Here is a 26,282-nt window from a genome sequence, read left to right as displayed (position 1 = left end):
TCGGCAAAAAAACGATGGAAAATGAACTCCTTAAAGAAGCCGTTGAATACGGGCGTGCAAAAAAGTGGATAGCGCACGCGCCCTTATTGCCCGGGGATGGGGAGTAAGCTTCGTCAGCCGTTGTCTCCGGGTGTCGCGTGCGCAGTTGCACGTCATTCTCAGACGAGCCGATGACTGGAAGGACGGCCGCCGCAGCCGTCACACGGATGATACGGATGTGCTTCGCCGTATACACCATGTTATCGGAGAGCTACCCACATATGGTTATCGTCGGGTATGGGCGCTGCTTCGCAGACAGGCCGAACTTGATGGTATGCCTGCGATCAATGCCAAACGTATTTACCGGATCATGCGCCAGAATGCGCTGTTGCTTGAGCGAAAAACCGCTGTACCGCCATCGAAACGGGCACATACAGGCAGAGTGGCTGTGAAAGAAAGTAATCAGCGATGGTGCTCTGACGGGTTCGAGTTCCGCTGTGATAACGGAGAAAAACTGCGAGTCACGTTCGCGCTGGACTGCTGTGACCGTGAGGCACTGCACTGGGCGGTCACTACGGGCGGCTTCAACAGTGAAACAGTACAGGACGTCATGCTGGGAGCGGTGGAACGCCGCTTCGGCAACGAGCTTCCGGCGTCTCCAGTAGAATGGCTGACGGATAATGGTTCATGCTACCGGGCTAATGAAACACGGCAGTTTGCCCGGATGTTGGGGCTTGAACCGAAGAACACGGCGGTGCGGAGTCCGGAGAGTAACGGCATAGCAGAGAGCTTCGTGAAAACGATAAAGCGTGACTACATCAGTATCATGCCTAAACCAGACGGGTTAACGGCAGCAAAGAACCTTGCAGAGGCGTTCGAGCATTATAACGAATGGCATCCGCATAGTGCACTGGGTTATCGCTCGCCACGGGAATATCTGCGGCAGCAGGCCAGTAATGGGTTAAGTGATAACAGGTGTCTGGAAATATAGGGGCAAATCCAGTTATGCACTCATTCTATCCAGGCATAACCTTTACTACAGGGATAACGTTCAATGAATAAGTATTGGCTGTCAGGAATTATTTTTCTTGCCTATGGATTGGCTTCTCCCGCGTTCTCTTCAGAGACTGCCACATTAGCGATTAATGGCAGGATCAGTCCCCCAACATGCAGTATGGCTATGGTTAATGGTCAACCTCAACAGCATTGTGGTCAGTTAACGTATAATGTTGACACCCGTCATCTGTTTTCTTCGCCCGTCAAAGGTGTAACGACAGAAGTGGTTGTTGCAGGTAGCGATAGCAAACGTCGAATCGTGTTAAATCGCTACGATTAATTTGGCAACCTGATTTTAATTGCATTTAGAAAGCCGAAATCATTTATATAAATGATTTCGGCTTTTTTATTGATATCAACAATACCATTTACATAAATCTACATTAATTGATAGATGCGATAAATAGTTAATACTCTTAAATATTTGTTGTATTTATATTGCAATGGTTAATTTGTTTTAAATCAATAAAACAATGTGTTTACATTGCGGCAACTTTTTTGATGTGAGAAATTTGTTTCCAAGAGATACAGACTCTTAACAACCAAAAATAAATTTTATTAAGGAACATATTATGAAACGTTCAATTATTGCTGCCGCTGTCTTTTCTTCTTTTTTTATGAGCGCTGGAGTATTTGCTGCAGACGTTGATACCGGAACATTAACTATTAAGGGGAATATTGCAGAATCTCCGTGTAAATTCGAAGCGGGTGGTGATTCAGTAAGTATTAATATGCCGACTGTACCAACCACTGTCTTTGAAGGTAAAGCTAAATATTCTACCTATGATGATGCAGTCGGTGTAACCAGCAGCATGTTAAAAATTAGCTGCCCGAAAGAAGTTGCTGGTGTAAAACTCTCGTTGATTACCAACGATAAAATAACCGGTAACGATAAGGCGATAGCCAGTAGCAACGATACCGTGGGTTACTATCTCTATTTAGGTGATAACAGCGATGTCCTGGATGTTTCTGCACCTTTTAACATTGAGAGTTATAAAACAGCGGAAGGTCAATATGCTATTCCGTTTAAAGCAAAATACCTGAAACTGACAGATAACTCAGTGCAATCAGGTGATGTGTTATCTTCTCTGGTTATGCGTGTGGCGCAGGATTAATAAATAAAATTGTAAGTTTCTCCAGGTAATAAACATGGCCGCTATCCCATGGCGGCCTTTTAATTTAAGAGGCATTAAAATGAAAGGATTATTATCTTTACTCATTTTTTCTATGGTCCTTCCTGCACATGCCGGAATTGTTATCTACGGGACGCGCATTATTTACCCGGCAGAAAATAAAGAAGTGATGGTGCAGTTGATGAACCAGGGAAACCGTTCTTCGCTGCTGCAGGCGTGGATTGATGATGGCGATACGTCATTACCACCAGAAAAAATTCAGGTTCCTTTCATGTTAACGCCACCAGTGGCAAAAATAGGAGCAAATTCCGGGCAGCAAGTAAAAATCAAAATTATGCCGAATAAACTGCCCACTAATAAAGAAAGCATTTTTTATCTGAATGTTCTGGATATTCCACCAAATAGTCCAGAGCAAGAAGGTAAGAATGCACTGAAGTTTGCGATGCAAAACAGAATTAAGTTGTTTTACCGGTCAGCGGGTATTGCTCCGGTAAATAAAGCGACATTTAAAAAATTGCTGGTAAATCGCAGTGGCAATGGTTTGGTGATAAAAAATGACTCAGCTAATTGGGTGACGATTTCGGATGTCAAAGCGAATAATGTCAAAGTCAATTATGAAACTATTATGATTGCCCCCTTAGAAAGTCAGAGTGTTAATGTCAAAAGTAATAATGCAAATAACTGGCATCTGACCATTATCGATGACCATGGCAACTATATTAGTGACAAAATTTAATTGCAGGAGCTGCCTATGTTGAGAATTACCCCACTTGCATCAGCAATCGTAGCGTTATTGCTCGGCATTGAAGCTTATGCAGCTGAAGAAACCTTTGATACCCATTTTATGATAGGTGGAATGAAAGACCAGCAGGTTGCAAATATTCGTCTTGATGATAATCAACCCTTACCGGGGCAGTATGACATCGATATTTATGTCAATAAGCAATGGCGCGGGAAATATGAGATTATTGTTAAAGACAACCCGCAAGAAACATGTTTATCAAGAGAAGTTATCAAGCGGTTAGGCATTAATAGCGATAACTTCGCCAGCGGTAAGCAATGTTTAACATTTGAGCAACTTGTTCAGGGTGGGAGCTATACCTGGGATATCGGGGTTTTTCGTCTCGATTTCAGTGTCCCGCAGGCCTGGGTGGAAGAACTGGAAAGTGGCTATGTTCCACCGGAAAACTGGGAGCGGGGTATTAATGCGTTTTATACCTCTTATTATCTGAGTCAGTATTACAGCGACTATAAAGCGTCGGGTAATAACAAGAGTACATATGTACGTTTTAACAGCGGGTTAAATTTACTGGGGTGGTAACTGCATTCTGATGCCAGTTTCAGTAAAACAAATAACAATCCAGGGGTGTGGAAAAGCAATACCCTGTATCTGGAACGTGGATTTGCCCAACTTCTCGGCACGCTTCGCGTGGGTGATATGTACACATCAAGCGATATTTTTGATTCTGTTCGCTTCAGAGGTGTGCGGTTGTTTCGTGATATGCAGATGTTGCCTAACTCGAAACAAAATTTTACGCCACGGGTGCAGGGGATTGCTCAGAGTAACGCGCTGGTAACTATTGAACAGAATGGTTTTGTGGTTTATCAGAAAGAGGTTCCTCCTGGCCCGTTCGCGATTACAGATTTGCAGTTGGCCGGTGGTGGAGCAGATCTTGATGTCAGCGTGAAAGAGGCGGACGGCTCGGTAACCACCTATCTGGTGCCTTATGCAGCGGTGCCAAATATGCTGCAACCCGGCGTGTCGAAATATGATTTAGCGGCGGGTCGTAGCCATATTGAAGGGGCGAGCAAACAAAGTGATTTTGTCCAGGCGGGTTATCAGTATGGTTTTAATAATTTATTGACGCTGTATGGTGGCTCGATGGTCGCGAATAATTATTACGCGTTTACTTTGGGGGCTGGCTGGAATACACGCATTGGTGCCATTTCCGTCGATGCCACTAAGTCGCATAGTAAACAAGACAACGGCGATGTGTTTGACGGGCAAAGTTATCAAATTGCCTACAACAAATTTGTGAGCCAAACGTCGACGCGTTTTGGTCTGGCGGCCTGGCGTTATTCGTCGCGTGATTACCGGACATTTAACGATCACGTTTGGGCAAACAATAAAGATAATTATCGCCGTGATGAAAACGATGTCTATGACATTGCCGATTATTACCAGAACGATTTTGGCCGCAAAAATAGCTTTTCCGCCAATATGAGCCAGTCATTGCCAGAAGGTTGGGGGTCTGTGTCATTAAGTACGTTATGGCGAGATTACTGGGGGCGTAGCGGCAGTAGTAAGGATTATCAGTTGAGTTATTCCAACAACCTGCGACGGATAAGCTATACCCTCGCGGCAAGCCAGGCTTATGACGAGAATCATCATGAAGAGAAACGTTTTAATATTTTTATATCGATTCCCTTTGATTGGGGTGATGACGTTTCGACGCCTCGTCGGCAAATATATATGTCTAACTCAACGACGTTTGATGATCAGGGGTTTGCCTCAAATAATACGGGATTATCAGGAACAGTAGGGAGTCGGGATCAGTTCAATTATGGTGTCAACCTGAGTCATCAACATCAGGGAAATGAAACGACAGCTGGGGCGAATTTGACCTGGAACGCGCCGGTTGCGACAGTGAATGGCAGTTATAGTCAGTCGAGTACTTATCGACAGGCTGGAGCCAGTGTTTCAGGGGGCATTGTCGCCTGGTCGGGTGGCGTTAATCTGGCGAACCGTCTTTCCGAAACGTTTGCTGTGATGAATGCGCCAGGAATTAAAGATGCTTATGTCAATGGGCAAAAATATCGCACAACAAACCGTAATGGAGTGGTGATATACGACGGAATGACACCTTATCGGGAAAATCACCTGATGCTGGATGTGTCGCAAAGCGATAGCGAAGCAGAATTACGTGGCAACCGGAAAATTGCCGCCCCTTATCGCGGCGCGGTTGTACTGGTTAATTTTGATACCGATCAGCGCAAGCCATGGTTTATAAAAGCGTTAAGAGCAGATGGGCAATCATTAACGTTTGGTTATGAAGTCAATGATATCCATGGTCATAATATTGGCGTTGTCGGCCAGGGAAGTCAGTTATTTATTCGCACCAATGAAGTACCGTCATCGGTTAATGTGGCAATTGATAAGCAACAAGGACTTTCATGCACAATCACCTTCGGTAAAGAGATTGATGAAAGTAGAAATTATATTTGCCAGTAATAGTCAGGTGGTTCTATGGAAATTCGCATAATGCTATTTATATTAATGATGATGGTTATGCCTGTGAGCTATGCGGCATGTTATAGTGAGTTATCTGTTCAGCACAACTTGGTTGTTCAGGGGGATTTTGCACTTACTCAAACACAAATGGCGACATATGAGCATAATTTTAATGATTCGTCATGCGTAAGTACAAATACTATCACCCCTATGAGCCCGTCGGATATTATTGTTGGACTTTATAACGATACCATTAAATTAAATTTACATTTTGAATGGACCAATAAAAATAACATCACGTTGTCAAATAATCAGACCAGTTTCACCAATGGTTATTCGGTAACGGTGACACCTGCGGCCAGTAATGCAAAAGTGAATGTTTCTGCGGGGGGCGGCGGTTCAGTGATGATTAATGGTGTTGCAACATTATCCAGTGCTTCATCATCGACACGCGGGAGTGCCGCAGTACAATTTCTACTGTGTTTATTAGGTGGCAAGTCATGGGATGCATGTGTAAATAGCTACAGAAATGCATTGGCACAAAATGCAGGTGTCTATTCCTTTAATCTGACATTGTCATACAACCCGATAACCACAACCTGCAAACCGGACGATTTATTAATTACTTTAGACAGTATTCCCGTTTCACAATTACCAGCCACAGGTAACAAAGCAACAATAAATAGTAAACAAGGGGATATTATTCTGCGTTGTAAAAATTTATTAGGTCAACAAAATCAAACATCACGGAAAATGCAGGTGTATTTATCAAGTTCTGACTTGTTAACCAACAGCAACACAATACTGAAAGGTGCGGAAGATAATGGCGTAGGATTTATTCTTGAAAGTAATAGTTCGCCAGTCACACTTTTAAATATCACTAACAGCAGTAAAGGATACACAAATTTAAAAGAAATTGCGGCAAAGTCAAAACTTACAGATACAACGGTTTCAATTCCGATAACAGCCAGTTACTACGTCTACGATACAAACAAAGTTAAATCTGGCGCACTGGAAGCAACCGCATTAATCAACGTGAAATACGACTAATAACAAGCAAGACGAGCAAGTGGCTAATAATAAGAAATAATAAGGTGTCTGCATTTCCCCCTCTCTCCGAGGGGGCTTTTTTTAGCGATGATAAAAAATCTCACCGTCGTAGGCTTTAATGATTTTTCCGTCGGTGTCGCTGATCAACACGTACGCGCCACCCATATAGGTCCAGTGGGTTCCGGCGTCAGGTGCGGGCAGGTTACGCAACTGCCACTGCTTAATGTTGTACTCATCGGTACGGTACATTTCTGGTACGGTGTCCCCTGGTTTGAAATGCTTAAAGTCAGCAATGAAACTGCTTAACTCATACTTAGAAATTCCCGAGGTATTGGTCGAACCCGCGGTGGCTGGTGCGGCCCAGGCGGCACTGGTAACCAGCAAAAGCGCACCCAGCAACATCTTATTTTTAATGGTCATAAACTCTCCACTTTGGGGATCTGTAATATCAGTCGCATATCTTTCCTGCCATACAATATAACTGACAAGCGATATTTTGTTAGTGATCCCATGATTTCGTAAAAAGTGTAAATGAAAGGATGCCCTAAAAGCATCCTTAGCGAGCAGAGAGTCAGCGGAAATAGCTGATTTAAGAATCATCCTGGGCTGAAGATAACATGCAAGCCTAAAGGATTGAGTTATCGCATTATGCCCATGAAGCCATGTACGCCCATATACACACCAACTAAGCCAATCAACAGACTGGAAAAATAGGGGGCGCGTTTAGCGAGAGTGTTAAATCCGCTCCAGCGTTTTGCGACCTGCTGAACGCTGATTGCTGCGCCAACGCCTACGGTGACAAGCGTTAACGCCAGGCCAATGCTGAAACTGACGACCAGTGTTGCGCCCAGTGTCAGGGCTTTCAACTGAATGCATATCAACAGCACGGTAATTGCTGCCGGGCAGGGGATAAGGCCACCGGTTAAGCCAAATAGCAAAATTTGCCAGTTGGTGACCTCTCTACCATCAAAGCGTCGTTTAATGTCATTGGCATGGGCTCGTGCATGGGCATCCTGATACTCGCCATGTTCGTGATGGTGATGATGTCCATGGTCGTGGTGATCTTCGTGATCGTGGTGATGATGCTCATAATCATGCCCGTGCATATTCTCCAGCCAGTTGCGTTCGCCGCGCCAGGTACGCCAGAACATCCAGAACGCGGTGCCAATAATGATCACTGCGGAAATCAGCTGGAGCCACGGTTCTGCTGATTGAGCAGTAAAGCGCTTACTGATCACCATCCCGCCAAAGGCAATCAACCAGACCACCGCGGTATGCGAAATGGTTGCTGCCAGTCCGAGCATCACCGCCTGTTTAATGGTGCCTTTGATGGCGATGATAAACGCCGCCATCATCGTTTTTGAGTGCCCTGGTTCCAGGCCATGAAGCGCACCAAGTAAGATGGCGCTGGGGATGAAGAACCAGGCGTTTCCTTGCTGAAGAAGAGTTGTAAATTCGGTCATGATAATAATTCTTAGTATTAATTCGGCAATCTGATTCTACTCCCCCCCAGTACCTGATACTACCCCCCAGTAGATTAATAGTGCTATGATTTTTCATGTTCTTGTTAACCAGGTGTTGCCATGTCTCATACAATCCGTGATAAACAGAAACTGAAAGCGCGTGCCAGTAAGATTCAGGGCCAGGTCGTGGCGCTCAAGAAAATGCTCGACGAGCCGCACGAATGCGCTGCAGTTTTACAACAGATTGCTGCTATCCGTGGCGCGGTAAACGGTCTGATGCGGGAAGTGATTAAAGGTCATCTAACGGAACATATCGTTCACCAGGGGGATGAGCTAAAACGTGAAGAAGATCTGGATGTCGTTCTGAAGGTGCTGGATTCATATATCAAATAATTTATTAACGCGATTGTAAAACTGCCGTTTTTCCTCGTTTACAACGCGTGCGCTGGACATTACCATCCTCCTCTGCGATTTATCATCGCAACCAAACGACTCGGGGTGCCCTTCTGCGTGAAGGCTGAGAAATACCCGTATCACCTGATCTGGATAATGCCAGCGTAGGGAAGTCACGGACCACCAGGTCATTGCTTCTTCACGTTATGGCAGGAGCAAACTATGCAAGTCGACCTGCTGAGTTCAGCGCAATCTGCGCACACGTTACACCTTTTTCACCAACATTCCCCTCTTGTGCACTGCATGACCAACGATGTGGTGCAAACCTTTACTGCCAATACCTTGCTGGCGCTCGGTGCATCGCCAGCGATGGTTATCGAAACCGAAGAGGCCAGTCAGTTTGCGGCTATCGCCAGTGCCTTGTTGATTAACGTTGGCACACTGACGCAGCCACGCACACAGGCGATGCGTGCTGCCGTTGAGCAAGCAAAAAGCTCTCAAACACCCTGGACGCTTGATCCAGTAGCGGTGGGTGCGCTCGATTATCGCCGCCATTTTTGTCATGAACTTTTATCTTTTAAACCGGCAGCGATACGTGGTAATGCTTCGGAAATCATGGCATTAGCTGGCATTGCTAATGGTGGGCGGGGAGTGGATACCACTGACGCCGCAGCTAACGCGATACCCGCTGCACAAACACTGGCACGGGAAACTGGCGCAATCGTCGTGGTCACTGGCGAGGTGGATTATGTTACCGATGGACATCGTATCATTGGCATTCACGGTGGCGATCCGTTAATGACCAAAGTGGTAGGAACTGGCTGTGCATTATCGGCGGTTGTCGCTGCCTGTTGTGCGTTACCAGGCGATATGCTGGAAAATGTCGCATCTGCCTGTCACTGGATGAAACAAGCCGGAGAACGCGCAGTCGCCAGAAGCGAGGGGCCAGGCAGTTTTGTTCCACATTTCCTTGATGCGCTCTGGCAATTGACGCAGGAGGTGCAGGCATGAAACGAATTAACGCTCTGACGATTGCCGGTACTGATCCGAGTGGTGGTGCGGGGATTCAGGCCGATCTTAAAACCTTCTCGGCACTTGGCGCTTATGGTTGCTCAGTTATTACTGCACTGGTGGCGCAAAATACCCGTGGCGTACAGTCGGTGTATCGCATTGAGCCTGATTTTGTCGCCGCCCAGCTCGATTCGGTGTTCAGCGATGTGCGAATCGATACCACTAAAATCGGTATGTTGGCGGAAACCGATATTGTTGAAGCGGTGGCAGAACGGTTGCAACGTTATCAGATCCAAAACGTGGTACTCGACACCGTTATGCTGGCAAAAAGCGGCGACCCGCTGCTTTCACCTTCGGCGGTTGCTACGCTGCGCAGTCGATTATTGCCACAGGTTTCATTAATAACGCCAAACTTGCCCGAAGCTGCCGCCTTGCTCGACGCGCCACACGCGCGCACCGAACAGGAAATGCTGGAACAAGGGCGATCGCTGTTGGCGATGGGCTGTGGCGCAGTGCTAATGAAAGGTGGTCATCTGGATGATGAGCAAAGCCCGGACTGGCTGTTTACCCGCGAGGGTGAACAACGGTTTACCGCACCGCGCATTATGACCAAAAACACCCACGGCACTGGTTGTACACTCTCTGCGGCGTTGGCTGCACTACGCCCGCGCCATACAAACTGGGCTGACACCGTACAGGAGGCAAAAAGCTGGCTTTCATCGGCGTTAGCCCAGGCCGACACGCTGGAAGTTGGTCACGGTATTGGTCCGGTTCACCACTTCCACGCCTGGTGGTGAGCACCGTACTATAGCTGCTTTGGTTATTGTCAGTCTTTTGCACTGACATTCAGGGATGAAACCAATGCAGCTAAGAATTACCAGTCGAAAAAAACTCACCTCTCTATTATGCGCTCTTGGGCTAATTTCCATCGTTGCAATTTATCCGCGTCAGACGGTGAATTTTTTCTATTCGACAGCAATTCAGATTAAAGACTACATCCATTTCTACGGTTATCGCCCGGTTAAATCTTTCGCTATTCGCATTCCTGCCAGTTACACCATTCACGGAATAGATGTTTCTCGCTGGCAGGAGCGGATCGACTGGCAGCGGGTGGCAAAAATGCGCGACAACGGTATCCGCTTACAGTTTGCTTTTATTAAGGCGACGGAAGGCGAAAAGCTGGTGGACCCCTATTTTTCGCGTAACTGGCAACTAAGCCGCGAAAATGGCCTGCTGCGCGGGGCGTATCATTATTTCTCCCCGTCGGTAGCAGCGCCGGTTCAGGCACGATTATTTCTGCAAACGGTGGATTTCTCACAAGGCGATTTCCCTGCCGTGCTGGACGTAGAAGAACGGGGAAAATTATCGGCAAAAGAATTACGCAAGCGGGTAAGTCAGTGGCTAAAAATGGTCGAAAAAAGTACGGGAAAAAAGCCGATTATTTACTCAGGAGCCGTTTTTTATCACACCAATCTGGCGGGCTATTTCAATGAATATCCGTGGTGGGTGGCTCACTACTATCAACGTCGTCCGGACAATGACGGCATGGCCTGGCGTTTCTGGCAGCATTCCGACCGTGGGCAGGTAGATGGCATTAATGGTCCGGTGGATTTTAATGTGTTTAATGGCACAGAGGAGGAGTTGCAGGCATTCGTTGATGGGATTAAAGAAACGCCTTAAATAAGAAGCAGTGATATACTCCCACCAGACTCCCCGGCAGGAAAAAGACAAATGGAACAAGCGCATACCCAGCTTATCGCTCAGTTGAACGAGCGTATTTTAGCGGCGGATAACACGCCGCTTTATATTAAGTTTGCCGAAACGGTAAAAAATGCCGTGCGCAGCGGGGTGCTGGAGCATGGCAATATTTTGCCCGGTGAGCGTGATTTAAGTCAGTTAACCGGTGTTTCGCGCATTACGGTGCGCAAGGCGATGCAGGCGCTGGAAGAAGAGGGTGTGGTGACGCGTTCGCGCGGTTACGGCACGCAGATCAACAACATCTTCGAATACTCGTTGAAAGAAGCGCGAGGTTTTTCTCAGCAGGTGGTATTGCGCGGGAAAAAGCCCGATACGCTATGGGTTAACAAGCGTGTCGTGAAATGTCCCGAAGAAGTCGCGCAGCAGCTGGCGGTCGAAGCAGGAAGTGATGTCTTTTTGCTTAAGCGTATTCGCTATGTCGATGAAGAAGCGGTATCGATTGAGGAATCGTGGGTTCCGGCGCATTTAATTCATGATGTTGATGCCATCGGGATTTCACTTTATGACTATTTCCGCAGCCAGCACATTTACCCACAACGTACGCGTTCCCGCGTTAGCGCCCGGATGCCGGATGCCGAGTTTCAGTCACATATTCAGTTAGATAGCAAAATACCGGTGCTGGTGATCAAGCAAGTGGCGCTTGACCAACAGCAACGGCCTATTGAGTACAGCATTAGCCACTGTCGCAGCGATCTATACGTTTTTGTGTGCGAGGAGTAGTTCCTCGCGCGTTGGCGCACAATCACCGCCCCGATGCCCGACAACCCACGACGCCACTGCATTGCCCAGTAATACGGCATCCGCCAGTGGCAGACCAGAGGCCAGCCCGGCAAGTACGCCACCGGCATGACTGTCGCCCGCCCCAATGGTGTCGACAACTTGCGTTGGAAATGCCGGAATGCAGCCAGAAGCGTCGTTGCTGAAATACCATGCGCCTTCTTTATCGAGACGAACGATCAACGGCGCGGCAAATTTCTCCTGCCATTGCTTGCCAAGTGTTGTTATCTCTGCGGATAAAGCAAAACGTTCGGCGGCAATCTCAGCCTCTTGACGATTGAGTGATACTAAAGGTCGACAGGCCATGATCCGCGCCAGTAATGCGTCCGGGATATCGCCGATACGTGGGCCAAAATCGATAAACGGCGTCACGTCTTGCAGCTTTTCCAGCCATTCCACTAACAATTCGCCGCAGGGCGAGGCCAGTTGATAACCGGAAAAATAGAGCAGGTTGCCAGGCGCAACGGTTAATCGTGCCAACCATTGGCGATTCCATTGATTTTCCACACCGCTGAATGACATAAAAGTGCGTTCGCCATCCGGCTCAACCAGTGCCAGACACCAGCCGTTATCACCTTCGGCGTTATCGATCAGGCTGATTAAGCCCTCTTTTGCCATCCGGTTGCGAATAATCTCCGCCCACACGCCCTGACCGAGCGGCAAGGCATTACCCGCTTCGATGCCGAGGCGCTTTAACGCCACGGCAATATTCAGTGCGCAGCCGCCAACGTTAACGCTCTGCTGCTTCAGTTCGATATCGCACCCACGCCAGGGGAGGGCATAAGCGTCGGCGATCACATCAATGACCGCCGCGCCGACGACCATCACCGGCTGACGCGAGGTTAATTCAGGCAGCAGCGTGTGTAATCGAGCGCCGCTCATACCGCCTCCCGTTGTTGACGATATTTCGCCAGCGCTGTGGCATAGCGGTTGAAATCAAGCTGATTTACCGCATCCAGTTCCGCCTTTAATGCAGGATCGATAGCGTTAACGCCATGCAACGCGCCGCAAATCGCCGTCGCCATAGCGCCGATGGTGTCTGTGTCGCCGCCAAGGTTAGCGCACAGGACGGCGCAGCGATTCGGGTCGGTTTGTGCCAGTTCAACCAGCGCAATGGCGCACGGAACGGACTCAATAGTGCTGGTACCTGCGCCAACGACCTGGTAAAGCTGTTCGCTGGCGGATTCGGTGCCGTCGGCATTGCGCACAATTTTCAGCGCAATCTCCAGACGTGCTGCCAGTGAGGCGCTGAAGGTAGTGATGCGTTTTTGCTGTGCATGTCGCGCAATTGAAGGCAGGGAATCAACAATCGCTGACCAGCTTTCTCCGTCAATGGCACGAGAAATCGCCCATGCGATGACTACCGCACCTGCAACTGCCAGATCGGATTTATGGGTCGGGCTCGACGCCAGCGCCACATCATCAATAAAGGAATCAACATCACGCGCCGGAAGCAAACAACCTAATGGCGAGACGCGCATCGCTGCGCCGTTGGTCACGCCGTTGTTTTCCAGTTCAGCAACGGGTTTACCGTCGCGAATGGCGTTAAGCGCAATCTTCGAGGTCGGACCTAGTACGTTTTTGTTAAAGGCGTCGAAACGCAGCGCCCAGTCGAGAATATTACGCCCAATCAGATCCGGATCGATCTTGCCTTCACGTTCCAGTAACGCATCCGCCAGACACAGCGCCATCGAGGTATCGTCGGTGAATTCGGCGCGGTTAAAATAACAGGCCGCGTTATTCTCCTTTGGTCCAGGCAGAAAACGGTCAATCCAGCCAAAGTGTGCTTTAACGCGGCTGCGTGGCCAAAGCTCGGAGGGCATCCCCATCGCATCCCCTAACGCCTGCCCATAAAGAGCACCGAGAATACGTTCTGTTTTCATTTAACTTCCCCTTGTGTCAACGCAATATCGCGATCATCGACCTTGATAGCCGTAATTTCGTTGTCGGATTCGCGGAAAAAAATCATGAACAGCACGGCGATAATGGCAATCATCACCGCGCCGAAAGTCCACATCCCGGACCAGTTGAAAGTCAGCCCGTTTACCGGTTCCGGATAAGCGAACATCTTTTCCATCATCACACCGCCAAGACGATAGCCGAGCAAACTGCCGAAGCCCTGGCAGCAGAGCGTGATCAGCCCCTGCGCGGCGGTACGCATATGCACGGGGGCTTTTTTATCGACATAGATGTAAGCGGTAACGTAGTAAAAATCGTAACTTACGCCGTGAAGCAAAATACCGAGGAACAGTAACGCGTAAGTGAAATATTCATCCGCACTACCGTAAATAAAGAAGCCATAGCGGATCGCAGCGGTGACCAGACCAAGCAATAATACCTTTTTGATACCAAAGCGTTTAGTGAAAAACGGCAATGCCAGCATAAAGAAGATTTCAGAGAACTGGCCGAGCGTCATCCAGCCGGTGGCGTTTTTCATGCCAACTTCGGTCAGATAACCGTTGGCAAAGATGTAATAGAACGCCAGTGGCATCGCAAACAGGAATGAACAGAAGAAAAAGACGAGGAAGTTTTTATCGCGCAGCAGGATCAGCGCATCCAGGCCGAGCATGACTTTAATGTCCATTTTGCCGGTGCTTTTTGGCGGCGTGTCGGGCAGGAAAAACGCAAACACACCGAGCAGAGCAGAACTTCCGGCGGTAATCAGCAGCGGGATGTTAGTCGGTGAGATATCGGCATACCCCAGCATTTGCGGCAAGAAACCACATGCCAGACCAGAGGCAATCCAGCCGATAGTGCCCATCACACGAATGCGCGGGAAATCACGCTCCACATCCGGCACGTTGGCAAAAGCGATACTGTTAGTCAGCGCAATGGTCGGCATATAGGTTAGCGAGTAGGCCAGCAGTAACGGGAAGAACCCGGCAAAAGTGGTCTGTTGCGCAGCGAAATACATCAGCAGCGCGCCTGCGAACATCAATACCGCCAGCACTTTTTGCGCCGAGAAAAAGCGGTCAGTGATGGAGCCAACCAGAATTGGCGACAGGATCGCCGCAATGGCTGTGCAGGCATACGACCAGCCAATTTCTCCGGCACTAAAACCGCTTTTACTTAACCACAACCACAATGGCACAAACCACGCGCCCCAGATAAACCATTCAACAAACATCATGAACGACAGCTTTGCTGTTGTTTTCATCTTTTAATTCCTTCATGACAGGTAATGTAAGGTACGCGATGACAATACCACTTAATAATACCTTTTAAATACCTTTACGGTGAAAACTTGACCGCGCTAACATTTTTTCTGATGAATCGAGCCAACAGAAAACGCTGAAAAAACATCCAAAAGATGGAAAAACTCGCCCGTAACGACCAGGATTATGATTGCCCGCAAAAGGCGGGCCAGGACAATCCATAGCCGATATCCAATCGGAATTTACGGGAGCATAGTAATGACAGATATTGCGCAGTTGCTTGGCAAAGACGCCGACAACCTTTTACAGCACCGTTGTATGACAATTCCTTCTGACCAGCTTTATCTCCCCGGACATGACTACGTAGACCGCGTAATGATTGACAATAATCGCCCGCCAGCGGTGTTACGTAATATGCAGACGTTGTACAACACCGGGCGTCTGGCTGGCACAGGATATCTTTCTATTCTGCCGGTTGACCAGGGCGTTGAGCACTCTGCCGGAGCTTCATTTGCTGCTAACCCGCTCTACTTTGACCCGAAAAACATTGTTGAACTGGCGATCGAAGCGGGCTGTAACTGTGTGGCGTCAACTTACGGCGTGCTGGCGTCGGTATCGCGGCGTTATGCGCATCGCATTCCATTCCTCGTCAAACTTAATCACAACGAGACGCTAAGTTACCCGAATACCTACGATCAAACGCTGTATGCCAGCGTGGAGCAGGCGTTCAACATGGGCGCGGTTGCGGTTGGTGCGACTATCTATTTTGGCTCGGAAGAGTCACGTCGCCAGATTGAAGAAATTTCTGCGGCTTTTGAACGTGCGCACGAGCTGGGTATGGTGACAGTGCTGTGGGCCTATTTGCGTAACTCCGCCTTTAAGAAAGATGGCGTTGATTACCATGTTTCCGCCGACCTGACCGGTCAGGCAAACCATCTGGCGGCAACCATCGGTGCAGATATCGTCAAACAAAAAATGGCGGAAAATAACGGCGGCTATAAAGCAATTAATTACGGTTACACCGACGATCGTGTTTACAGCAAATTGACCAGCGAAAACCCGATTGATCTGGTGCGTTATCAGTTAGCTAACTGCTATATGGGTCGGGCTGGGTTGATAAACTCCGGCGGTGCTGCGGGCGGTGAAACTGACCTCAGCGATGCAGTGCGTACTGCGGTTATCAACAAACGCGCTGGCGGAATGGGGCTGATTCTTGGACGTAAGGCGTTCAAGAAATCGATGGCTGACGGCGTGAAACTGATTAATGCCGTGCAGGACGTTTATCTCGATAGCAAAATTACTATTGCCTGATACGCCTCATACGAACAGCACCACCCCGTAGGACGGATAAGGCGTTTACACTGCATCCGGCAACCTATGCCTGATGCGACGCGGAAGCGTCTTATCATGCCTACATAGCACTGCCACGTATGTTTACACCGCATCCGGCATAAAAACACGCGCACTTTGCTACGGCTTCCCTATCGGGAGGCCGTTTTTTTTGCCTTTTACTCCTCGAACAATTTTCACATTGTCGTTTTTGTGATCGTTATCTCGACATTTAAAAACAAATCATTTCATTATATTTTGAAATCGAAAGCAAACGACAGGATATGAAAATGTACGTGGTATCGACAAAGCAGATGCTGAACAACGCACAGCGCGGCGGTTATGCGGTTCCGGCATTCAATATTCACAATCTCGAAACGATGCAAGTGGTGGTGGAAACCGCTGCCAACCTGCATGCGCCGGTCATCATCGCCGGAACGCCTGGCACATTTACTCATGCTGGTACAGAAAATCTGTTGGCGCTGGTCAGCGCGATGGCGAAGCAATATCACCATCCACTGGCAATTCATCTCGACCATCACACGAAATTTGACGATATCGCTCAGAAGGTTCGTTCTGGCGTGCGCTCAGTCATGATTGACGCCTCGCATTTGCCTTTTGCGCAAAATATTTCACGGGTCAAAGAGGTGGTGGATTTTTGCCATCGCTTTGATGTCAGCGTCGAAGCGGAGCTGGGGCAACTTGGCGGCCAGGAAGATGATGTGCAAGTCAATGAAGCCGATGCTTTTTATACCAACCCCGCTCAGGCGCGTGAATTTGCCGAGGCAACCGGAATTGATTCCCTGGCGGTCGCCATCGGCACGGCTCATGGGATGTATGCCAGCGCACCGGCGCTTGATTTTTCTCGACTGGAGAACATTCGCCAGTGGGTGAACTTACCGCTGGTGCTGCATGGCGCGTCAGGGTTATCGACTAAGGATATTCAGCAAACCATCAAACTGGGGATATGCAAAATCAACGTTGCAACGGAGCTGAAAAATGCCTTCTCGCAGGCGTTAAAAAATTACCTGACCGAGCACCCTGAAGCGACCGATCCCCGGGATTATTTGCAGTCGGCTAAATCCGCAATGCGCGATGTGGTGAGCAAAGTGATTGCCGATTGTGGCTGCGAGGGCAGGGCATAACGCACCTGCCATTTAATAAGGAAAAAACATGAAAACGTTAATTGCCCGGCATAAAGCTGGTGAACATATCGGCATATGTTCAGTCTGTTCTGCCCATCCGTTGGTTATCGAAGCGGCGCTGGCATTTGATCGCAACAGCACGCGCAAAGTGCTGATTGAAGCAACGTCAAACCAGGTCAATCAATTTGGCGGTTATACCGGAATGACACCGGCAGACTTTCGCGAATTTGTTTTTACGATTGCCGATAAAGTTGGGTTTGCACGCGAACGCATTATTCTCGGCGGCGATCATCTGGGGCCAAACTGCTGGCAGCAAGAAAATGCGGATGTGGCGATGGAAAAATCCGTCGAGCTGGTAAAGGAATATGTTCGTGCCGGTTTCAGTAAAATTCATCTTGATGCGTCAATGTCCTGCGCGGGGGATCCCATACCGTTAGCACCAGAAACGGTTGCGGAACGAGCTGCTGTGCTTTGCTTTGCTGCGGAAAGTGTGGCGACAGATTGCCAGCGTGAGCAACTGAGCTATGTCATTGGCACCGAAGTTCCGGTTCCGGGCGGTGAGGCCAGCGCCATTCAGTCAGTACACATCACCCATGTTGAAGATGCCGCCAATACTTTACGTACGCATCAAAAGGCCTTTATTGCCCGTGGGCTGACAGAGGCGTTAACACGCGTGATTGCCATCGTGGTGCAGCCGGGCGTGGAATTTGATCACAGCAATATTATCCATTATCAGCCGCAGGAAGCGCAGCCGCTGGCGCAATGGATAGAAAGCACCCGAATGGTTTATGAAGCACATTCTACCGATTACCAGACCCGGACGGCTTATTGGGAATTAGTCCGCGATCACTTTGCAATATTGAAAGTCGGTCCCGCATTAACCTTTGCTTTACGCGAGGCGATATTTGCACTGGCACAAATTGAGCAGGAACTTATCGCCCCTGAAAATCGCAGCGGTTGCCTGGCGGTAATTGAAGAAGTGATGCTCGACGAACCGCAATACTGGAAAAAATATTATCGTACGGGTTTTAACGATTCATTACTGGATATTCGTTACAGCCTGTCGGATCGTATTCGTTATTACTGGCCGCATAGTCGGATTAAAAATAGCGTCGAAACGATGATGGTGAATCTTGAAGGCGTGGACATCCCACTGGGCATGATTAGTCAGTATCTTCCCAAACAATTTGAACGCATTCAGTCCGGGGAATTATCAGCAATACCGCATCAGCTGATTATGGATAAAATTTATGATGTTTTGCGCGCCTATCGCTACGGCTGTGCGGAATAAGGACGGTATATGACTAACCTGTTTGTTCGTAGCGGAATTTCTTTTGTCGATCGTAGCGAAGTTTTAACCCATATCGGTAATGAGATGCTCGCGAAAGGTGTGGTTTATGATACCTGGCCCCAGGCATTAATTGCCAGAGAAGCAGAATTCCCTACCGGGATAATGCTTGAGCAGCACGCCATTGCTATACCGCATTGTGAGGCGATTCATGCTAAGTCGTCAGCCATTTATCTGTTAAGGCCAACAAATAAAGTTCATTTTCAGCAAGCGGATGATGATAACGACGTGGAGGTGTCGTTGGTTATTGCGTTGATTGTGGAAAATCCGCAGCAGCAATTGAAACTTTTACGCTGTTTATTTGGCAAGTTACAACAGCCCGATATCGTCGAGACACTAATTACTCTTCCTGAAACTCAGTTAAAGGAATACTTCACAAAGTATGTTTTAGATTCAGACGAATAAATCCCTCTGTAACAATAAAAAGGACTATTTATGAAACGCAAGATTATTGTCGCTTGCGGAGGCGCGGTTGCGACCTCTACGATGGCGGCGGAAGAAATTAAAGAGTTGTGTCAGAATCATAATATTCCTGTTGAATTAATCCAGTGTCGGGTTAATGAAATAGAAACCTATATGGATGGTGTGCATTTGATATGCACCACTGCCAAAGTGGATCGTAGTTTTGGCGATATTCCGTTAGTTCACGGCATGCCTTTTATTTCTGGTGTCGGTATCGAAGCATTACAAAATAAAATTCTGACTATCTTACAGGGGTGACCTATGTTTTCAGAAGTCATGCGTTATATTCTCGACCTCGGCCCTACGGTGATGCTTCCGATTGTCATCATTATTTTTTCTAAAATATTAGGCATGAAGGCAGGCGATTGCTTTAAAGCGGGTCTGCATATCGGGATTGGCTTTGTTGGCATTGGCCTTGTGATTGGCTTGATGCTGGATTCCATTGGCCCGGCGGCGAAAGCGATGGCGGAAAATTTCGACCTGAATCTGCATGTGGTCGATGTTGGCTGGCCGGGCTCTTCACCAATGACCTGGGCGTCGCAAATTGCGCTGGTGGCGATTCCGATTGCGATTCTGGTTAACGTGGCGATGTTACTGACCCGTATGACGCGGGTGGTAAATGTTGATATCTGGAATATCTGGCATATGACCTTCACCGGCGCGTTGCTGCATCTGGCAACCGGTTCATGGATGATAGGGATGGCAGGTGTGGTAATTCACGCGGCGTTTGTTTATAAGCTCGGCGACTGGTTTGCCCGCGATACCCGAAATTTCTTTGAGCTGGAAGGTATTGCTATTCCGCACGGTACGTCGGCGTATATGGGGCCGATTGCGGTGCTGGTCGATGCTATCATCGAGAAAATCCCAGGCGTTAACCGAATTAAATTTAGCGCCGACGATATTCAGCGCAAATTTGGTCCATTTGGCGAGCCTGTCACCGTGGGTTTTGTGATGGGGCTGATTATCGGCATCCTCGCGGGTTACGATGTCAAAGGTGTATTGCAGCTGGCGGTAAAAACGGCGGCAGTGATGCTGCTAATGCCACGGGTGATTAAACCCATCATGGATGGTTTAACGCCCATCGCTAAGCAGGCTCGTAGTCGTTTACAGGCGAAGTTCGGCGGTCAGGAGTTCCTGATTGGCCTTGATCCGGCGTTGCTGCTGGGACATACGGCGGTGGTATCGGCAAGCCTGATTTTTATCCCACTCACCATTTTAATTGCTGTTTGTGTGCCGGGTAATCAGGTGCTGCCGTTTGGCGATCTTGCCACCATCGGCTTCTTCGTGGCGATGGCGGTCGCCGTGCATCGTGGAAATCTGTTCCGCACCTTAATCTCGGGTGTCATCATTATGAGCATCACCCTGTGGATCGCGACGCAAACTATTGGTTTGCACACCCAACTGGCGGCTAATGCTGGGGCGTTAAAAGCCGGGGGTATGGTGGCTTCAATGGATCAGGGCGGTTCTCCCATTACCTGGTTACTGATTCAGGTTTTCTCCCCGCAAAATATTCCCGGTTTCATTATTATCGGTGCAATTTATCTGACCGGTATTTTCATGACCTGGCGTAGAGCGCGTGGCTTTATTAAACAAGAGAAAGTCGTTCTCGCAGAATAATTTTTACCTGAGGGGGAGGTTATCCCCCTTAACAATCAGGAGTTTTTATGAAATCAGTGGTGAATGATACTGATGGTATCGTGCGCGTTGCAGAAAGCGTCATTCCTGAAATTAAACATCAGGATGAGGTGCGGGTAAAAATTGCCAGCTCGGGCTTATGTGGTTCCGATTTACCCAGGATATTTAAAAATGGTGCACATTATTATCCAATAACGTTAGGCCATGAATTTAGCGGCTATATTGATGCGGTGGGATCCGGTGTTGATGATTTACACCCTGGCGATGCGGTTGCCTGTGTGCCGTTATTACCCTGTTTTACTTGTCCAGAGTGTCTGAAAGGGTTTTATTCCCAGTGCGCAAAATATGATTTTATTGGCTCGCGGCGTGATGGTGGATTTGCTGAATATATTGTCGTTAAGCGAAAAAATGTCTTTGCTCTACCCACGGATATGCCTATTGAGGATGGGGCTTTTATTGAGCCGATTACCGTTGGTCTGCATGCTTTTCATTTAGCGCAAGGTTGTGAGAATAAAAACGTTATTATTATTGGTGCCGGAACCATTGGCCTGCTGGCCATTCAGTGCGCTGTCGCGCTGGGAGCAAAGAGTGTGACGGCGATCGACATTAGTTCAGAAAAACTGGCACTGGCAAAATCTTTCGGTGCGATGCAAACATTTAACAGTAGCGAAATGAGCGCGCCGCAAATGCAGAGCGTTTTACGCGAACTGCGCTTTAATCAGCTTATCCTCGAGACGGCTGGCGTACCGCAAACTGTCGAACTGGCGGTAGAGATTGCCGGTCCTCATGCCCAACTGGCGCTGGTGGGCACGTTGCATCAGGATCTGCATTTAACATCGGCAACGTTTGGCAAAATATTGCGTAAAGAGCTGACGGTTATCGGCAGTTGGATGAACTACTCCAGCCCTTGGCCGGGGCAGGAGTGGGAAACGGCGAGCCGGTTGCTGACAGAACGTAAGTTAAGCCTGGAGCCATTAATCGCTCACCGTGGAAGCTTTGAAAGCTTCGCCCAGGCGGTGCGTGACATCGCTCGTAATGCTATGCCGGGCAAAGTGTTGCTCATTCCCTGAAACCGCGGGCCAGCGTGATGCTGGCCCGGTATTGTGCAAAACAGATCATTCACCAATGGTCCCCCTTCGTTTACACTAGCCACAATTGAATATGGGTAAATGACGATGAATTCATTCGAGCGAAGGAATAAGATCATCCAATTAGTGAATGAACAGGGAACCGTGCTTGTTCAGGATCTGGCGGGAGTATTTGCTGCCTCGGAAGCGACAATCCGTGCCGATTTGCGCTTTCTCGAACAAAAAGGCGTGGTTACGCGCTTTCATGGCGGTGCGGCGAAAATAATGTCTGGTAATAGTGAAACCGAGACCCAGGAAGTCGGGTTTAAAGAGCGATTTCAGCTCGCCAGCGCGCCAAAAAACAGAATAGCGCAGGCGGCAGTCAAAATGATCCACGAAGGGATGACCGTTATTCTCGACAGCGGAAGTACGACAATGCTTATCGCCGAAGGATTAATGACCGCCAAAAATATCACGGTGATTACCAACAGTCTCCCGGCAGCGTTTGCCCTTTCCGAAAATAAAGACATTACTCTGGTCGTCTGTGGTGGCACGGTCCGCCATAAAACGCGCTCGATGCATGGTTCCATTGCCGAGCGTTCATTACAGGATATTAATGCCGATTTAATGTTTGTCGGTGCTGATGGTATTGATGCGGTTAATGGTATTACGACCTTTAATGAAGGTTATTCTATTAGCGGTGCGATGGTCACAGCCGCTAATAAAGTGATTGCCGTTCTCAATTCATCGAAATTTAACCGTCGCGGTTTTAATCAGGTACTACCAATCGAAAAAATTGACATTATTATTACCGATGATGCTGTGTCAGAGGTGGATAAACTGGCATTGCAGAAGACGCGGGTAAAATTAATTACGGTGTAGTATTGTTCTGTATGCCGGATAAGGTGTTTACACCGCATCCGGCATTACGGATTCTCCCTGGTTCAAGAGAGAATAGTTTGATTAACGCAACAGTGGACAATCTGGTGGTAATCGACAACGCAACGCTGCCGGAAGTATTTCAATATGAAAATTTTGCCCACTCAACGGTTCGCCATCAAGATTAAAGGTGATGTCGTGTGGTGCCTGAATATCAAACCACGACGAAGCGCCTTCGATAATATTCGGGTTATCTTCGTCAGATTTTAAGGTTGATACGAGAGCCGGAAGTATTTCATCGCCGGTAAAAATGCGCAGTTGCAGCAAGCCATCGTTAATTAACGCGTTCGGACACAATTGCTGACCGCCACCGGCCTGACGCCCGTTACCAATACCAATGACCAGGGCGTCACCTTGCCAGTGAAAGTTTTCACCGCGGATTTCACAACGGTCCGGTTGCAGAGTATCCATGCGCATTAAGCCATGAATGATGTAAGAGACGCCACCCAGCGCGGCTTTTAATTTTTCCGGCGTTTCTGTGGTAATACGCGTCCCAAATCCGCCTGTCGCCATATTAATAAAACAGGTTTGTTTGTTGACCTGCGCCATATCTATCGCAATGGCGTTACCGGCAATTGCCAGTTTCAGCGCCTTATCCAGTGCCTCAGGAATCCCTACACTGGTGGCAAAATCATTGGCGGTTCCTAATGGCAAAATTCCCAGCGCGGGTATGTCATCCCCCTCACACTGAATCAACGCCGTAGAAACTTCATTAATGGTGCCATCGCCACCACCGGCAATCACCGTTGCGACGCCCAACTTCCGGGCCTCCTCTACATATCGTGCGGCATCGCCTTTCTCCCAGGTGACCCGCACATGGATCGTCATTCCTTCCTCACGCAACAGCATAATTGCTTCGCGCAAGGGTAAATTGTCAGTACTTTTGCCATTAAGAATCAGTAAGCTGGCGGGAAATTCTGCCATGATCGTATGTGCCTTTATGATTGGTCTGTAGATAGTGTAGAGCAGAAAAGAAAAGGTGGAGTCAGAACAGGATGAAAGTCGGAGGATAAAAGTCAGTTCAAGTATGGAGGATTCAGTGGTTACCACCAGGAGCTTGCAATGGGGACAGCGAATACTAACGGCAGCCACCGATAAATTTCAAAAAAGAGAATATACCTAATATTCAACTAAACGGTGGCATCTTCAATATAATATATTAAAGCCCTCATGGAGTTACCCGGAAGGGCCTCCATGTCCGTAATTCCTACTTATGTAGGAAATGTTGTACAGAACATTTATTATAATCCTATTCAATTATAATAATCATGCCATTATTATATTTAAACACTAGAGAGTGTCGTTGGTATTTAATGGGGGAAGGTGAGATGAAAAAGATAGCTGCTATATCATTAATTAGTATTTTTATTATGTCTGGTTGTGCTGTGCATAATGATGAGACAAGTATCGGTAAATTTGGTCTTGCATATAAAAGTAATATTCAGCGTAAACTCGATAACCAATACTACACCGAAGCCGAAGCTTCTTTAGCCAGGGGTAGAATATCTGGTGCAGAAAATATAGTAAAAAATGATGCAACTCATTTCTGTGTTACTCAGGGCAAAAAAATGCAAATAGTTGAGCTGAAGACAGAAGGTGTAGGATTACATGGTGTCGCTCGTCTGACATTCAAATGTGGAGAGTGAGAATATTTTTTGGTAAGCGTCAAATATGCGCGTTCTGGCTGTGCGTAGCCGGAACCTGTGGGAGCACGATGCCGATAAGTGAAAGGCATCGTGCTATGAAGGAGGATTCTATCGATGTGGTCAATGGAAGACGGTTACCAGAGATAGGGCTTATGCATAAAAAAATAAGCCCGTGTAAGGGAGATTACACAGGCTAAGGAGGTGGTTCCTGGTACAGCTAGCATTTTATGGGTTATGTTTTTCAGCGAAACGGATGATAACCTTAATAAATGCAGCTGTATGTGATCGGTTTCTAAGAATTTTCCATCCGGGAAAAATAATCGAAATTAATCACTTACCGTGTGGGTTACGCGTGGTTTCCCCGGAGAAATTACGCATCAGCAGAGCGTAATTGAGCTCAAGATCCTGCGGGACCGGGAGCCACACAGTATAACCATCGCCTGGTGCGACCGGCATCGCTTCACCTTTGGCGTTTTCCATGTGCTCAAGGGTAAAGTTAATGTTGCCTTGCGGCGTCATCAGCTCAAGGCTGTCGCCAACGGAGAATTTATTTTTCACCGCTACCGCCGCGAGGTCCCCCTTGCGCTCACCGGTAAACTCACCAACAAACTGCTGGCGGTCAGAAACTGAATAACCGTATTCGTAGTTCTGATAATCGTCGTGAGTATGACGACGCAGGAAACCTTCGGTATAGCCACGATGCGCCAGACCTTCCAGAGTTTCCAGCAGGCTGGTATCGAACGGTTTGCCCGCAGCGGCGTCATCGATAGCTTTACGGTAAACCTGTGCGGTGCGTGCGCAATAGTAGAAAGATTTAGTACGGCCTTCGATTTTCAGCGAATGCACGCCCATTTTGGTCAGGCGTTCTACATGGGCGATGGCGCGCAGATCTTTCGAGTTCATGATGTAAGTGCCGTGCTCATCTTCAAACGCGGTCATATACTCGCCCGGACGCTGGGCTTCTTCGATCATAAACACTTTGTCGGTTGGCGCGCCGATACCCAGCGTCGGCTCAACATTTTGCACCGGAATCGGCTCGTACTTGTGTACGATGTTGCCAACGTCATCTTCTTTCCCTTCCTGGACGTTGTACTCCCAGCGGCAGGCGTTGGTGCAGGTACCCTGGTTCGGATCGCGCTTGTTGATATAGCCAGAGAGCAGGCAGCGACCGGAGTAGGCCATGCACAGTGCGCCGTGAACGAAGATCTCGATCTCCATATCCGGCACCTGATTGCGGATCTCTTCAATCTCTTCCAGCGACAGCTCGCGAGAGAGGATCACGCGGGTCAGGCCCATTTGCTGCCAGAATTTCACCGTCGCCCAGTTTACGGCGTTAGCCTGCACCGAGAGGTGGATCGGCATTTCAGGGAAGTGCTCACGCACCAGCATAATCAGCCCTGGATCGGACATAATCAGCGCATCCGGCCCCATTTCCACCACCGGTTTCAGGTCACGGATAAAGGTTTTCAGCTTGGCGTTGTGCGGTGCAATGTTGACCACGACATAAAACTTTTTCCCCAGCTCGTGGGCTTCATTGATGCCGAGCTGAAGATTTTCGTGGTTGAATTCGTTGTTGCGCACACGCAGGGAGTAACGCGGCTGGCCCGCATAAACAGCATCTGCGCCATAAGCGAAAGCGTAACGCATATTTTTCAGCGTTCCCGCCGGGGAAAGGAGTTCCGGTTTAAACATAATTCTCTCGTT

At 48.3% G+C, this 26,282-nt stretch carries 25 protein-coding genes, 2 pseudogenes and 1 riboswitch; of the genes and pseudogenes, 20 read left to right on the top strand and 7 right to left on the bottom strand.

Features of this window, described 5'->3' with window-relative positions; all coding sequences use genetic code 11:
• The 6 genes and pseudogenes from ACJHW7_RS21360 to ACJHW7_RS21335 all read left to right on the top strand — a co-directional run.
• Positions 1-970 (top strand): annotated as a pseudogene (locus ACJHW7_RS21360) (IS3 family transposase); the annotation flags it as partial.
• Positions 971-1,033: 63 nt separating this feature from the next.
• Positions 1,034-1,315 (top strand): YehE family protein, encoded by a 282-nt coding sequence (locus ACJHW7_RS21355; RefSeq protein ID WP_001324851.1) that lies wholly within the window; start codon positions 1,034-1,036, stop codon positions 1,313-1,315.
• Between the two features lie 292 nt (positions 1,316-1,607).
• Positions 1,608-2,150, top strand: coding sequence for a fimbrial protein (locus ACJHW7_RS21350; protein ID WP_000830468.1), 543 nt, complete (start codon positions 1,608-1,610; stop codon positions 2,148-2,150).
• Between the two features lie 79 nt (positions 2,151-2,229).
• Entirely contained in the window at positions 2,230-2,904 is a 675-nt protein-coding gene (locus ACJHW7_RS21345; RefSeq protein WP_000677401.1) for a fimbria/pilus periplasmic chaperone, read from the top strand.
• Positions 2,905-2,919: 15 nt separating this feature from the next.
• Positions 2,920-5,400: pseudogene (locus tag ACJHW7_RS21340) on the top strand (fimbrial biogenesis outer membrane usher protein).
• A gap of 15 nt (positions 5,401-5,415) precedes the next feature.
• Complete coding sequence (locus ACJHW7_RS21335) at positions 5,416-6,450, top strand: putative fimbrial-like adhesin protein (protein WP_000405694.1); 1,035 nt, start codon at positions 5,416-5,418, stop codon at positions 6,448-6,450.
• Between the two features lie 81 nt (positions 6,451-6,531).
• Here the strand turns inward: ACJHW7_RS21335 and rcnB are convergent, their stop codons facing one another.
• Both rcnB and rcnA read right to left on the bottom strand, forming a co-directional pair.
• Positions 6,532-6,870, bottom strand: a complete 339-nt coding sequence (rcnB, locus tag ACJHW7_RS21330) for a Ni(II)/Co(II) efflux transporter accessory subunit RcnB (protein ID WP_000153067.1) — start codon at positions 6,868-6,870, stop codon at positions 6,532-6,534.
• A gap of 218 nt (positions 6,871-7,088) precedes the next feature.
• On the bottom strand, positions 7,089-7,913 hold the full coding sequence (gene rcnA / locus ACJHW7_RS21325; RefSeq protein WP_000134591.1) for a nickel/cobalt efflux protein RcnA: 825 nt from the start codon (positions 7,911-7,913) through the stop codon (positions 7,089-7,091).
• Between the two features lie 120 nt (positions 7,914-8,033).
• Here rcnA and rcnR point away from each other — a divergent pair, with 120 nt between their 5' ends.
• The 5 genes from rcnR to ACJHW7_RS21300 all read left to right on the top strand — a co-directional run bounded on the left by rcnR (position 8,034) and on the right by ACJHW7_RS21300 (position 11,795).
• Entirely contained in the window at positions 8,034-8,306 is a 273-nt protein-coding gene (gene rcnR, locus ACJHW7_RS21320; RefSeq protein ID WP_000019944.1) for a Ni(II)/Co(II)-binding transcriptional repressor RcnR, read from the top strand.
• A 91-nt stretch (positions 8,307-8,397) separates the two neighbouring features.
• A riboswitch (TPP riboswitch) is annotated at positions 8,398-8,494 on the top strand.
• 34 nt (positions 8,495-8,528) lie between these two features.
• Positions 8,529-9,317 carry a hydroxyethylthiazole kinase gene (gene thiM / locus ACJHW7_RS21315; protein ID WP_001195638.1) on the top strand — a complete coding sequence of 263 codons (789 nt, stop codon included), beginning with the start codon at positions 8,529-8,531 and terminating at the stop codon, positions 9,315-9,317.
• A complete protein-coding gene (gene thiD, locus ACJHW7_RS21310) occupies positions 9,314-10,114 on the top strand; it encodes a bifunctional hydroxymethylpyrimidine kinase/phosphomethylpyrimidine kinase (protein ID WP_000822274.1) in 801 nt (266 codons plus the stop codon). Before thiM ends, thiD begins: the two co-directional genes overlap by 4 nt.
• A gap of 64 nt (positions 10,115-10,178) precedes the next feature.
• The gene (locus ACJHW7_RS21305) at positions 10,179-10,997 is read left to right on the top strand and encodes a glycoside hydrolase family 25 protein (RefSeq protein WP_001373513.1); all 819 of its coding nucleotides are present in this window, start codon (positions 10,179-10,181) and stop codon (positions 10,995-10,997) included.
• Between the two features lie 51 nt (positions 10,998-11,048).
• Positions 11,049-11,795: a GntR family transcriptional regulator gene (locus tag ACJHW7_RS21300; RefSeq protein WP_000434038.1), complete on the top strand. Its 747-nt coding sequence runs from the start codon at positions 11,049-11,051 to the stop codon at positions 11,793-11,795.
• On the opposite strand, the gene ACJHW7_RS21295 is transcribed toward ACJHW7_RS21300, so the two are convergent.
• From ACJHW7_RS21295 to ACJHW7_RS21285, 3 genes are read right to left on the bottom strand one after another with little or no spacing between them, the layout of a single operon-like run.
• On the bottom strand, positions 11,769-12,734 hold the full coding sequence (locus ACJHW7_RS21295) for a carbohydrate kinase family protein (RefSeq protein WP_000011950.1): 966 nt from the start codon (positions 12,732-12,734) through the stop codon (positions 11,769-11,771). The two genes, ACJHW7_RS21300 and ACJHW7_RS21295, sit on opposite strands and share 27 nt — an antisense overlap.
• Complete coding sequence (locus tag ACJHW7_RS21290) at positions 12,731-13,735, bottom strand: ADP-ribosylglycohydrolase family protein (RefSeq protein ID WP_000846217.1); 1,005 nt, start codon at positions 13,733-13,735, stop codon at positions 12,731-12,733. The genes ACJHW7_RS21295 and ACJHW7_RS21290 overlap by 4 nt, the downstream gene beginning before the upstream one ends.
• The gene (locus ACJHW7_RS21285) at positions 13,732-15,009 is read right to left on the bottom strand and encodes a nucleoside permease (RefSeq protein ID WP_000858498.1); all 1,278 of its coding nucleotides are present in this window, start codon (positions 15,007-15,009) and stop codon (positions 13,732-13,734) included. Before ACJHW7_RS21285 ends, ACJHW7_RS21290 begins: the two co-directional genes overlap by 4 nt.
• Positions 15,010-15,265: 256 nt before the next feature.
• On the opposite strand from ACJHW7_RS21285, the gene fbaB reads away from it, so the two are divergent.
• The 8 genes from fbaB to ACJHW7_RS21245 all read left to right on the top strand — a co-directional run bounded on the left by fbaB (position 15,266) and on the right by ACJHW7_RS21245 (position 22,875).
• Positions 15,266-16,318, top strand: a complete 1,053-nt coding sequence (fbaB, locus tag ACJHW7_RS21280; protein WP_000129551.1) for a class I fructose-bisphosphate aldolase — start codon at positions 15,266-15,268, stop codon at positions 16,316-16,318.
• A 308-nt stretch (positions 16,319-16,626) separates the two neighbouring features.
• The gene (gatY, locus tag ACJHW7_RS21275; RefSeq protein WP_000289788.1) at positions 16,627-17,481 is read left to right on the top strand and encodes a tagatose-bisphosphate aldolase subunit GatY; all 855 of its coding nucleotides are present in this window, start codon (positions 16,627-16,629) and stop codon (positions 17,479-17,481) included.
• 28 nt (positions 17,482-17,509) lie between these two features.
• Positions 17,510-18,772, top strand: coding sequence for a tagatose-bisphosphate aldolase subunit GatZ (gene gatZ, locus ACJHW7_RS21270; RefSeq protein WP_000853898.1), 1,263 nt, complete (start codon positions 17,510-17,512; stop codon positions 18,770-18,772).
• 9 nt (positions 18,773-18,781) lie between these two features.
• Positions 18,782-19,234: a PTS galactitol transporter subunit IIA gene (gene gatA / locus ACJHW7_RS21265; protein ID WP_000182914.1), complete on the top strand. Its 453-nt coding sequence runs from the start codon at positions 18,782-18,784 to the stop codon at positions 19,232-19,234.
• A gap of 30 nt (positions 19,235-19,264) precedes the next feature.
• Positions 19,265-19,549 (top strand): PTS galactitol transporter subunit IIB, encoded by a 285-nt coding sequence (gene gatB / locus ACJHW7_RS21260; RefSeq protein ID WP_000823272.1) that lies wholly within the window; start codon positions 19,265-19,267, stop codon positions 19,547-19,549.
• A 3-nt stretch (positions 19,550-19,552) separates the two neighbouring features.
• Positions 19,553-20,908 (top strand): PTS galactitol transporter subunit IIC, encoded by a 1,356-nt coding sequence (locus ACJHW7_RS21255; protein WP_000490679.1) that lies wholly within the window; start codon positions 19,553-19,555, stop codon positions 20,906-20,908.
• Between the two features lie 47 nt (positions 20,909-20,955).
• On the top strand, positions 20,956-21,996 hold the full coding sequence (gene gatD, locus ACJHW7_RS21250) for a galactitol-1-phosphate 5-dehydrogenase (RefSeq protein ID WP_000844219.1): 1,041 nt from the start codon (positions 20,956-20,958) through the stop codon (positions 21,994-21,996).
• 105 nt (positions 21,997-22,101) lie between these two features.
• A complete protein-coding gene (locus ACJHW7_RS21245) occupies positions 22,102-22,875 on the top strand; it encodes a DeoR/GlpR family DNA-binding transcription regulator (protein ID WP_040234805.1) in 774 nt (257 codons plus the stop codon).
• An 81-nt stretch (positions 22,876-22,956) separates the two neighbouring features.
• Here the strand turns inward: ACJHW7_RS21245 and yegS are convergent, their stop codons facing one another.
• Positions 22,957-23,856, bottom strand: a complete 900-nt coding sequence (yegS, locus tag ACJHW7_RS21240; RefSeq protein ID WP_000807361.1) for a lipid kinase YegS — start codon at positions 23,854-23,856, stop codon at positions 22,957-22,959.
• 404 nt (positions 23,857-24,260) lie between these two features.
• Between yegS and yegR the strand changes: the two genes are divergently transcribed.
• Positions 24,261-24,578: a protein YegR gene (gene yegR / locus ACJHW7_RS21235; protein ID WP_001318299.1), complete on the top strand. Its 318-nt coding sequence runs from the start codon at positions 24,261-24,263 to the stop codon at positions 24,576-24,578.
• A gap of 330 nt (positions 24,579-24,908) precedes the next feature.
• Here yegR and yegQ read toward each other — a convergent pair whose 3' ends face one another.
• Positions 24,909-26,270, bottom strand: a complete 1,362-nt coding sequence (gene yegQ, locus ACJHW7_RS21230) for a tRNA 5-hydroxyuridine modification protein YegQ (protein ID WP_040234804.1) — start codon at positions 26,268-26,270, stop codon at positions 24,909-24,911.
• Between the last annotated feature and the right edge of the window lie 12 nt (positions 26,271-26,282).

Origin of the sequence: Escherichia sp. WS1152 (genome assembly GCF_046487665.1) — a bacterium.
Classification (GTDB): domain Bacteria; phylum Pseudomonadota; class Gammaproteobacteria; order Enterobacterales; family Enterobacteriaceae; genus Escherichia; species Escherichia coli.
This window is presented reverse-complemented; position numbering and strand designations above follow the sequence as displayed.

Bases quoted from the DNA above. Each gene is read 5' to 3' on its own strand.
- thiM (WP_001195638.1), top strand. From the start codon at position 8,529: ATGCAAGTCGACCTGCTGAGTTCAGCGCAATCTGCGCACACGTTACAC.
- ACJHW7_RS21335 (WP_000405694.1), top strand. From the start codon at position 5,416: ATGGAAATTCGCATAATGCTATTTATATTAATGATGATGGTTATGCCT.
- ACJHW7_RS21350 (WP_000830468.1), top strand. From the start codon at position 1,608: ATGAAACGTTCAATTATTGCTGCCGCTGTCTTTTCTTCTTTTTTTATG.
- ACJHW7_RS21290 (WP_000846217.1), bottom strand. From the start codon at position 13,735: ATGAAAACAGAACGTATTCTCGGTGCTCTTTATGGGCAGGCGTTAGGG.
- yegR (WP_001318299.1), top strand. From the start codon at position 24,261: ATGAAAAAGATAGCTGCTATATCATTAATTAGTATTTTTATTATGTCT.
- fbaB (WP_000129551.1), top strand. From the start codon at position 15,266: ATGACAGATATTGCGCAGTTGCTTGGCAAAGACGCCGACAACCTTTTA.
- ACJHW7_RS21345 (WP_000677401.1), top strand. From the start codon at position 2,230: ATGAAAGGATTATTATCTTTACTCATTTTTTCTATGGTCCTTCCTGCA.
- gatD (WP_000844219.1), top strand. From the start codon at position 20,956: ATGAAATCAGTGGTGAATGATACTGATGGTATCGTGCGCGTTGCAGAA.
- ACJHW7_RS21355 (WP_001324851.1), top strand. From the start codon at position 1,034: ATGAATAAGTATTGGCTGTCAGGAATTATTTTTCTTGCCTATGGATTG.
- yegQ (WP_040234804.1), bottom strand. From the start codon at position 26,270: ATGTTTAAACCGGAACTCCTTTCCCCGGCGGGAACGCTGAAAAATATG.
- ACJHW7_RS21285 (WP_000858498.1), bottom strand. From the start codon at position 15,009: ATGAAAACAACAGCAAAGCTGTCGTTCATGATGTTTGTTGAATGGTTT.
- rcnA (WP_000134591.1), bottom strand. From the start codon at position 7,913: ATGACCGAATTTACAACTCTTCTTCAGCAAGGAAACGCCTGGTTCTTC.
- gatZ (WP_000853898.1), top strand. From the start codon at position 17,510: ATGAAAACGTTAATTGCCCGGCATAAAGCTGGTGAACATATCGGCATA.
- ACJHW7_RS21255 (WP_000490679.1), top strand. From the start codon at position 19,553: ATGTTTTCAGAAGTCATGCGTTATATTCTCGACCTCGGCCCTACGGTG.
- thiD (WP_000822274.1), top strand. From the start codon at position 9,314: ATGAAACGAATTAACGCTCTGACGATTGCCGGTACTGATCCGAGTGGT.
- ACJHW7_RS21305 (WP_001373513.1), top strand. From the start codon at position 10,179: ATGCAGCTAAGAATTACCAGTCGAAAAAAACTCACCTCTCTATTATGC.
- ACJHW7_RS21300 (WP_000434038.1), top strand. From the start codon at position 11,049: ATGGAACAAGCGCATACCCAGCTTATCGCTCAGTTGAACGAGCGTATT.
- rcnR (WP_000019944.1), top strand. From the start codon at position 8,034: ATGTCTCATACAATCCGTGATAAACAGAAACTGAAAGCGCGTGCCAGT.
- ACJHW7_RS21245 (WP_040234805.1), top strand. From the start codon at position 22,102: ATGAATTCATTCGAGCGAAGGAATAAGATCATCCAATTAGTGAATGAA.
- gatY (WP_000289788.1), top strand. From the start codon at position 16,627: ATGTACGTGGTATCGACAAAGCAGATGCTGAACAACGCACAGCGCGGC.
- ACJHW7_RS21295 (WP_000011950.1), bottom strand. From the start codon at position 12,734: ATGAGCGGCGCTCGATTACACACGCTGCTGCCTGAATTAACCTCGCGT.
- yegS (WP_000807361.1), bottom strand. From the start codon at position 23,856: ATGGCAGAATTTCCCGCCAGCTTACTGATTCTTAATGGCAAAAGTACT.
- rcnB (WP_000153067.1), bottom strand. From the start codon at position 6,870: ATGACCATTAAAAATAAGATGTTGCTGGGTGCGCTTTTGCTGGTTACC.
- gatB (WP_000823272.1), top strand. From the start codon at position 19,265: ATGAAACGCAAGATTATTGTCGCTTGCGGAGGCGCGGTTGCGACCTCT.
- gatA (WP_000182914.1), top strand. From the start codon at position 18,782: ATGACTAACCTGTTTGTTCGTAGCGGAATTTCTTTTGTCGATCGTAGC.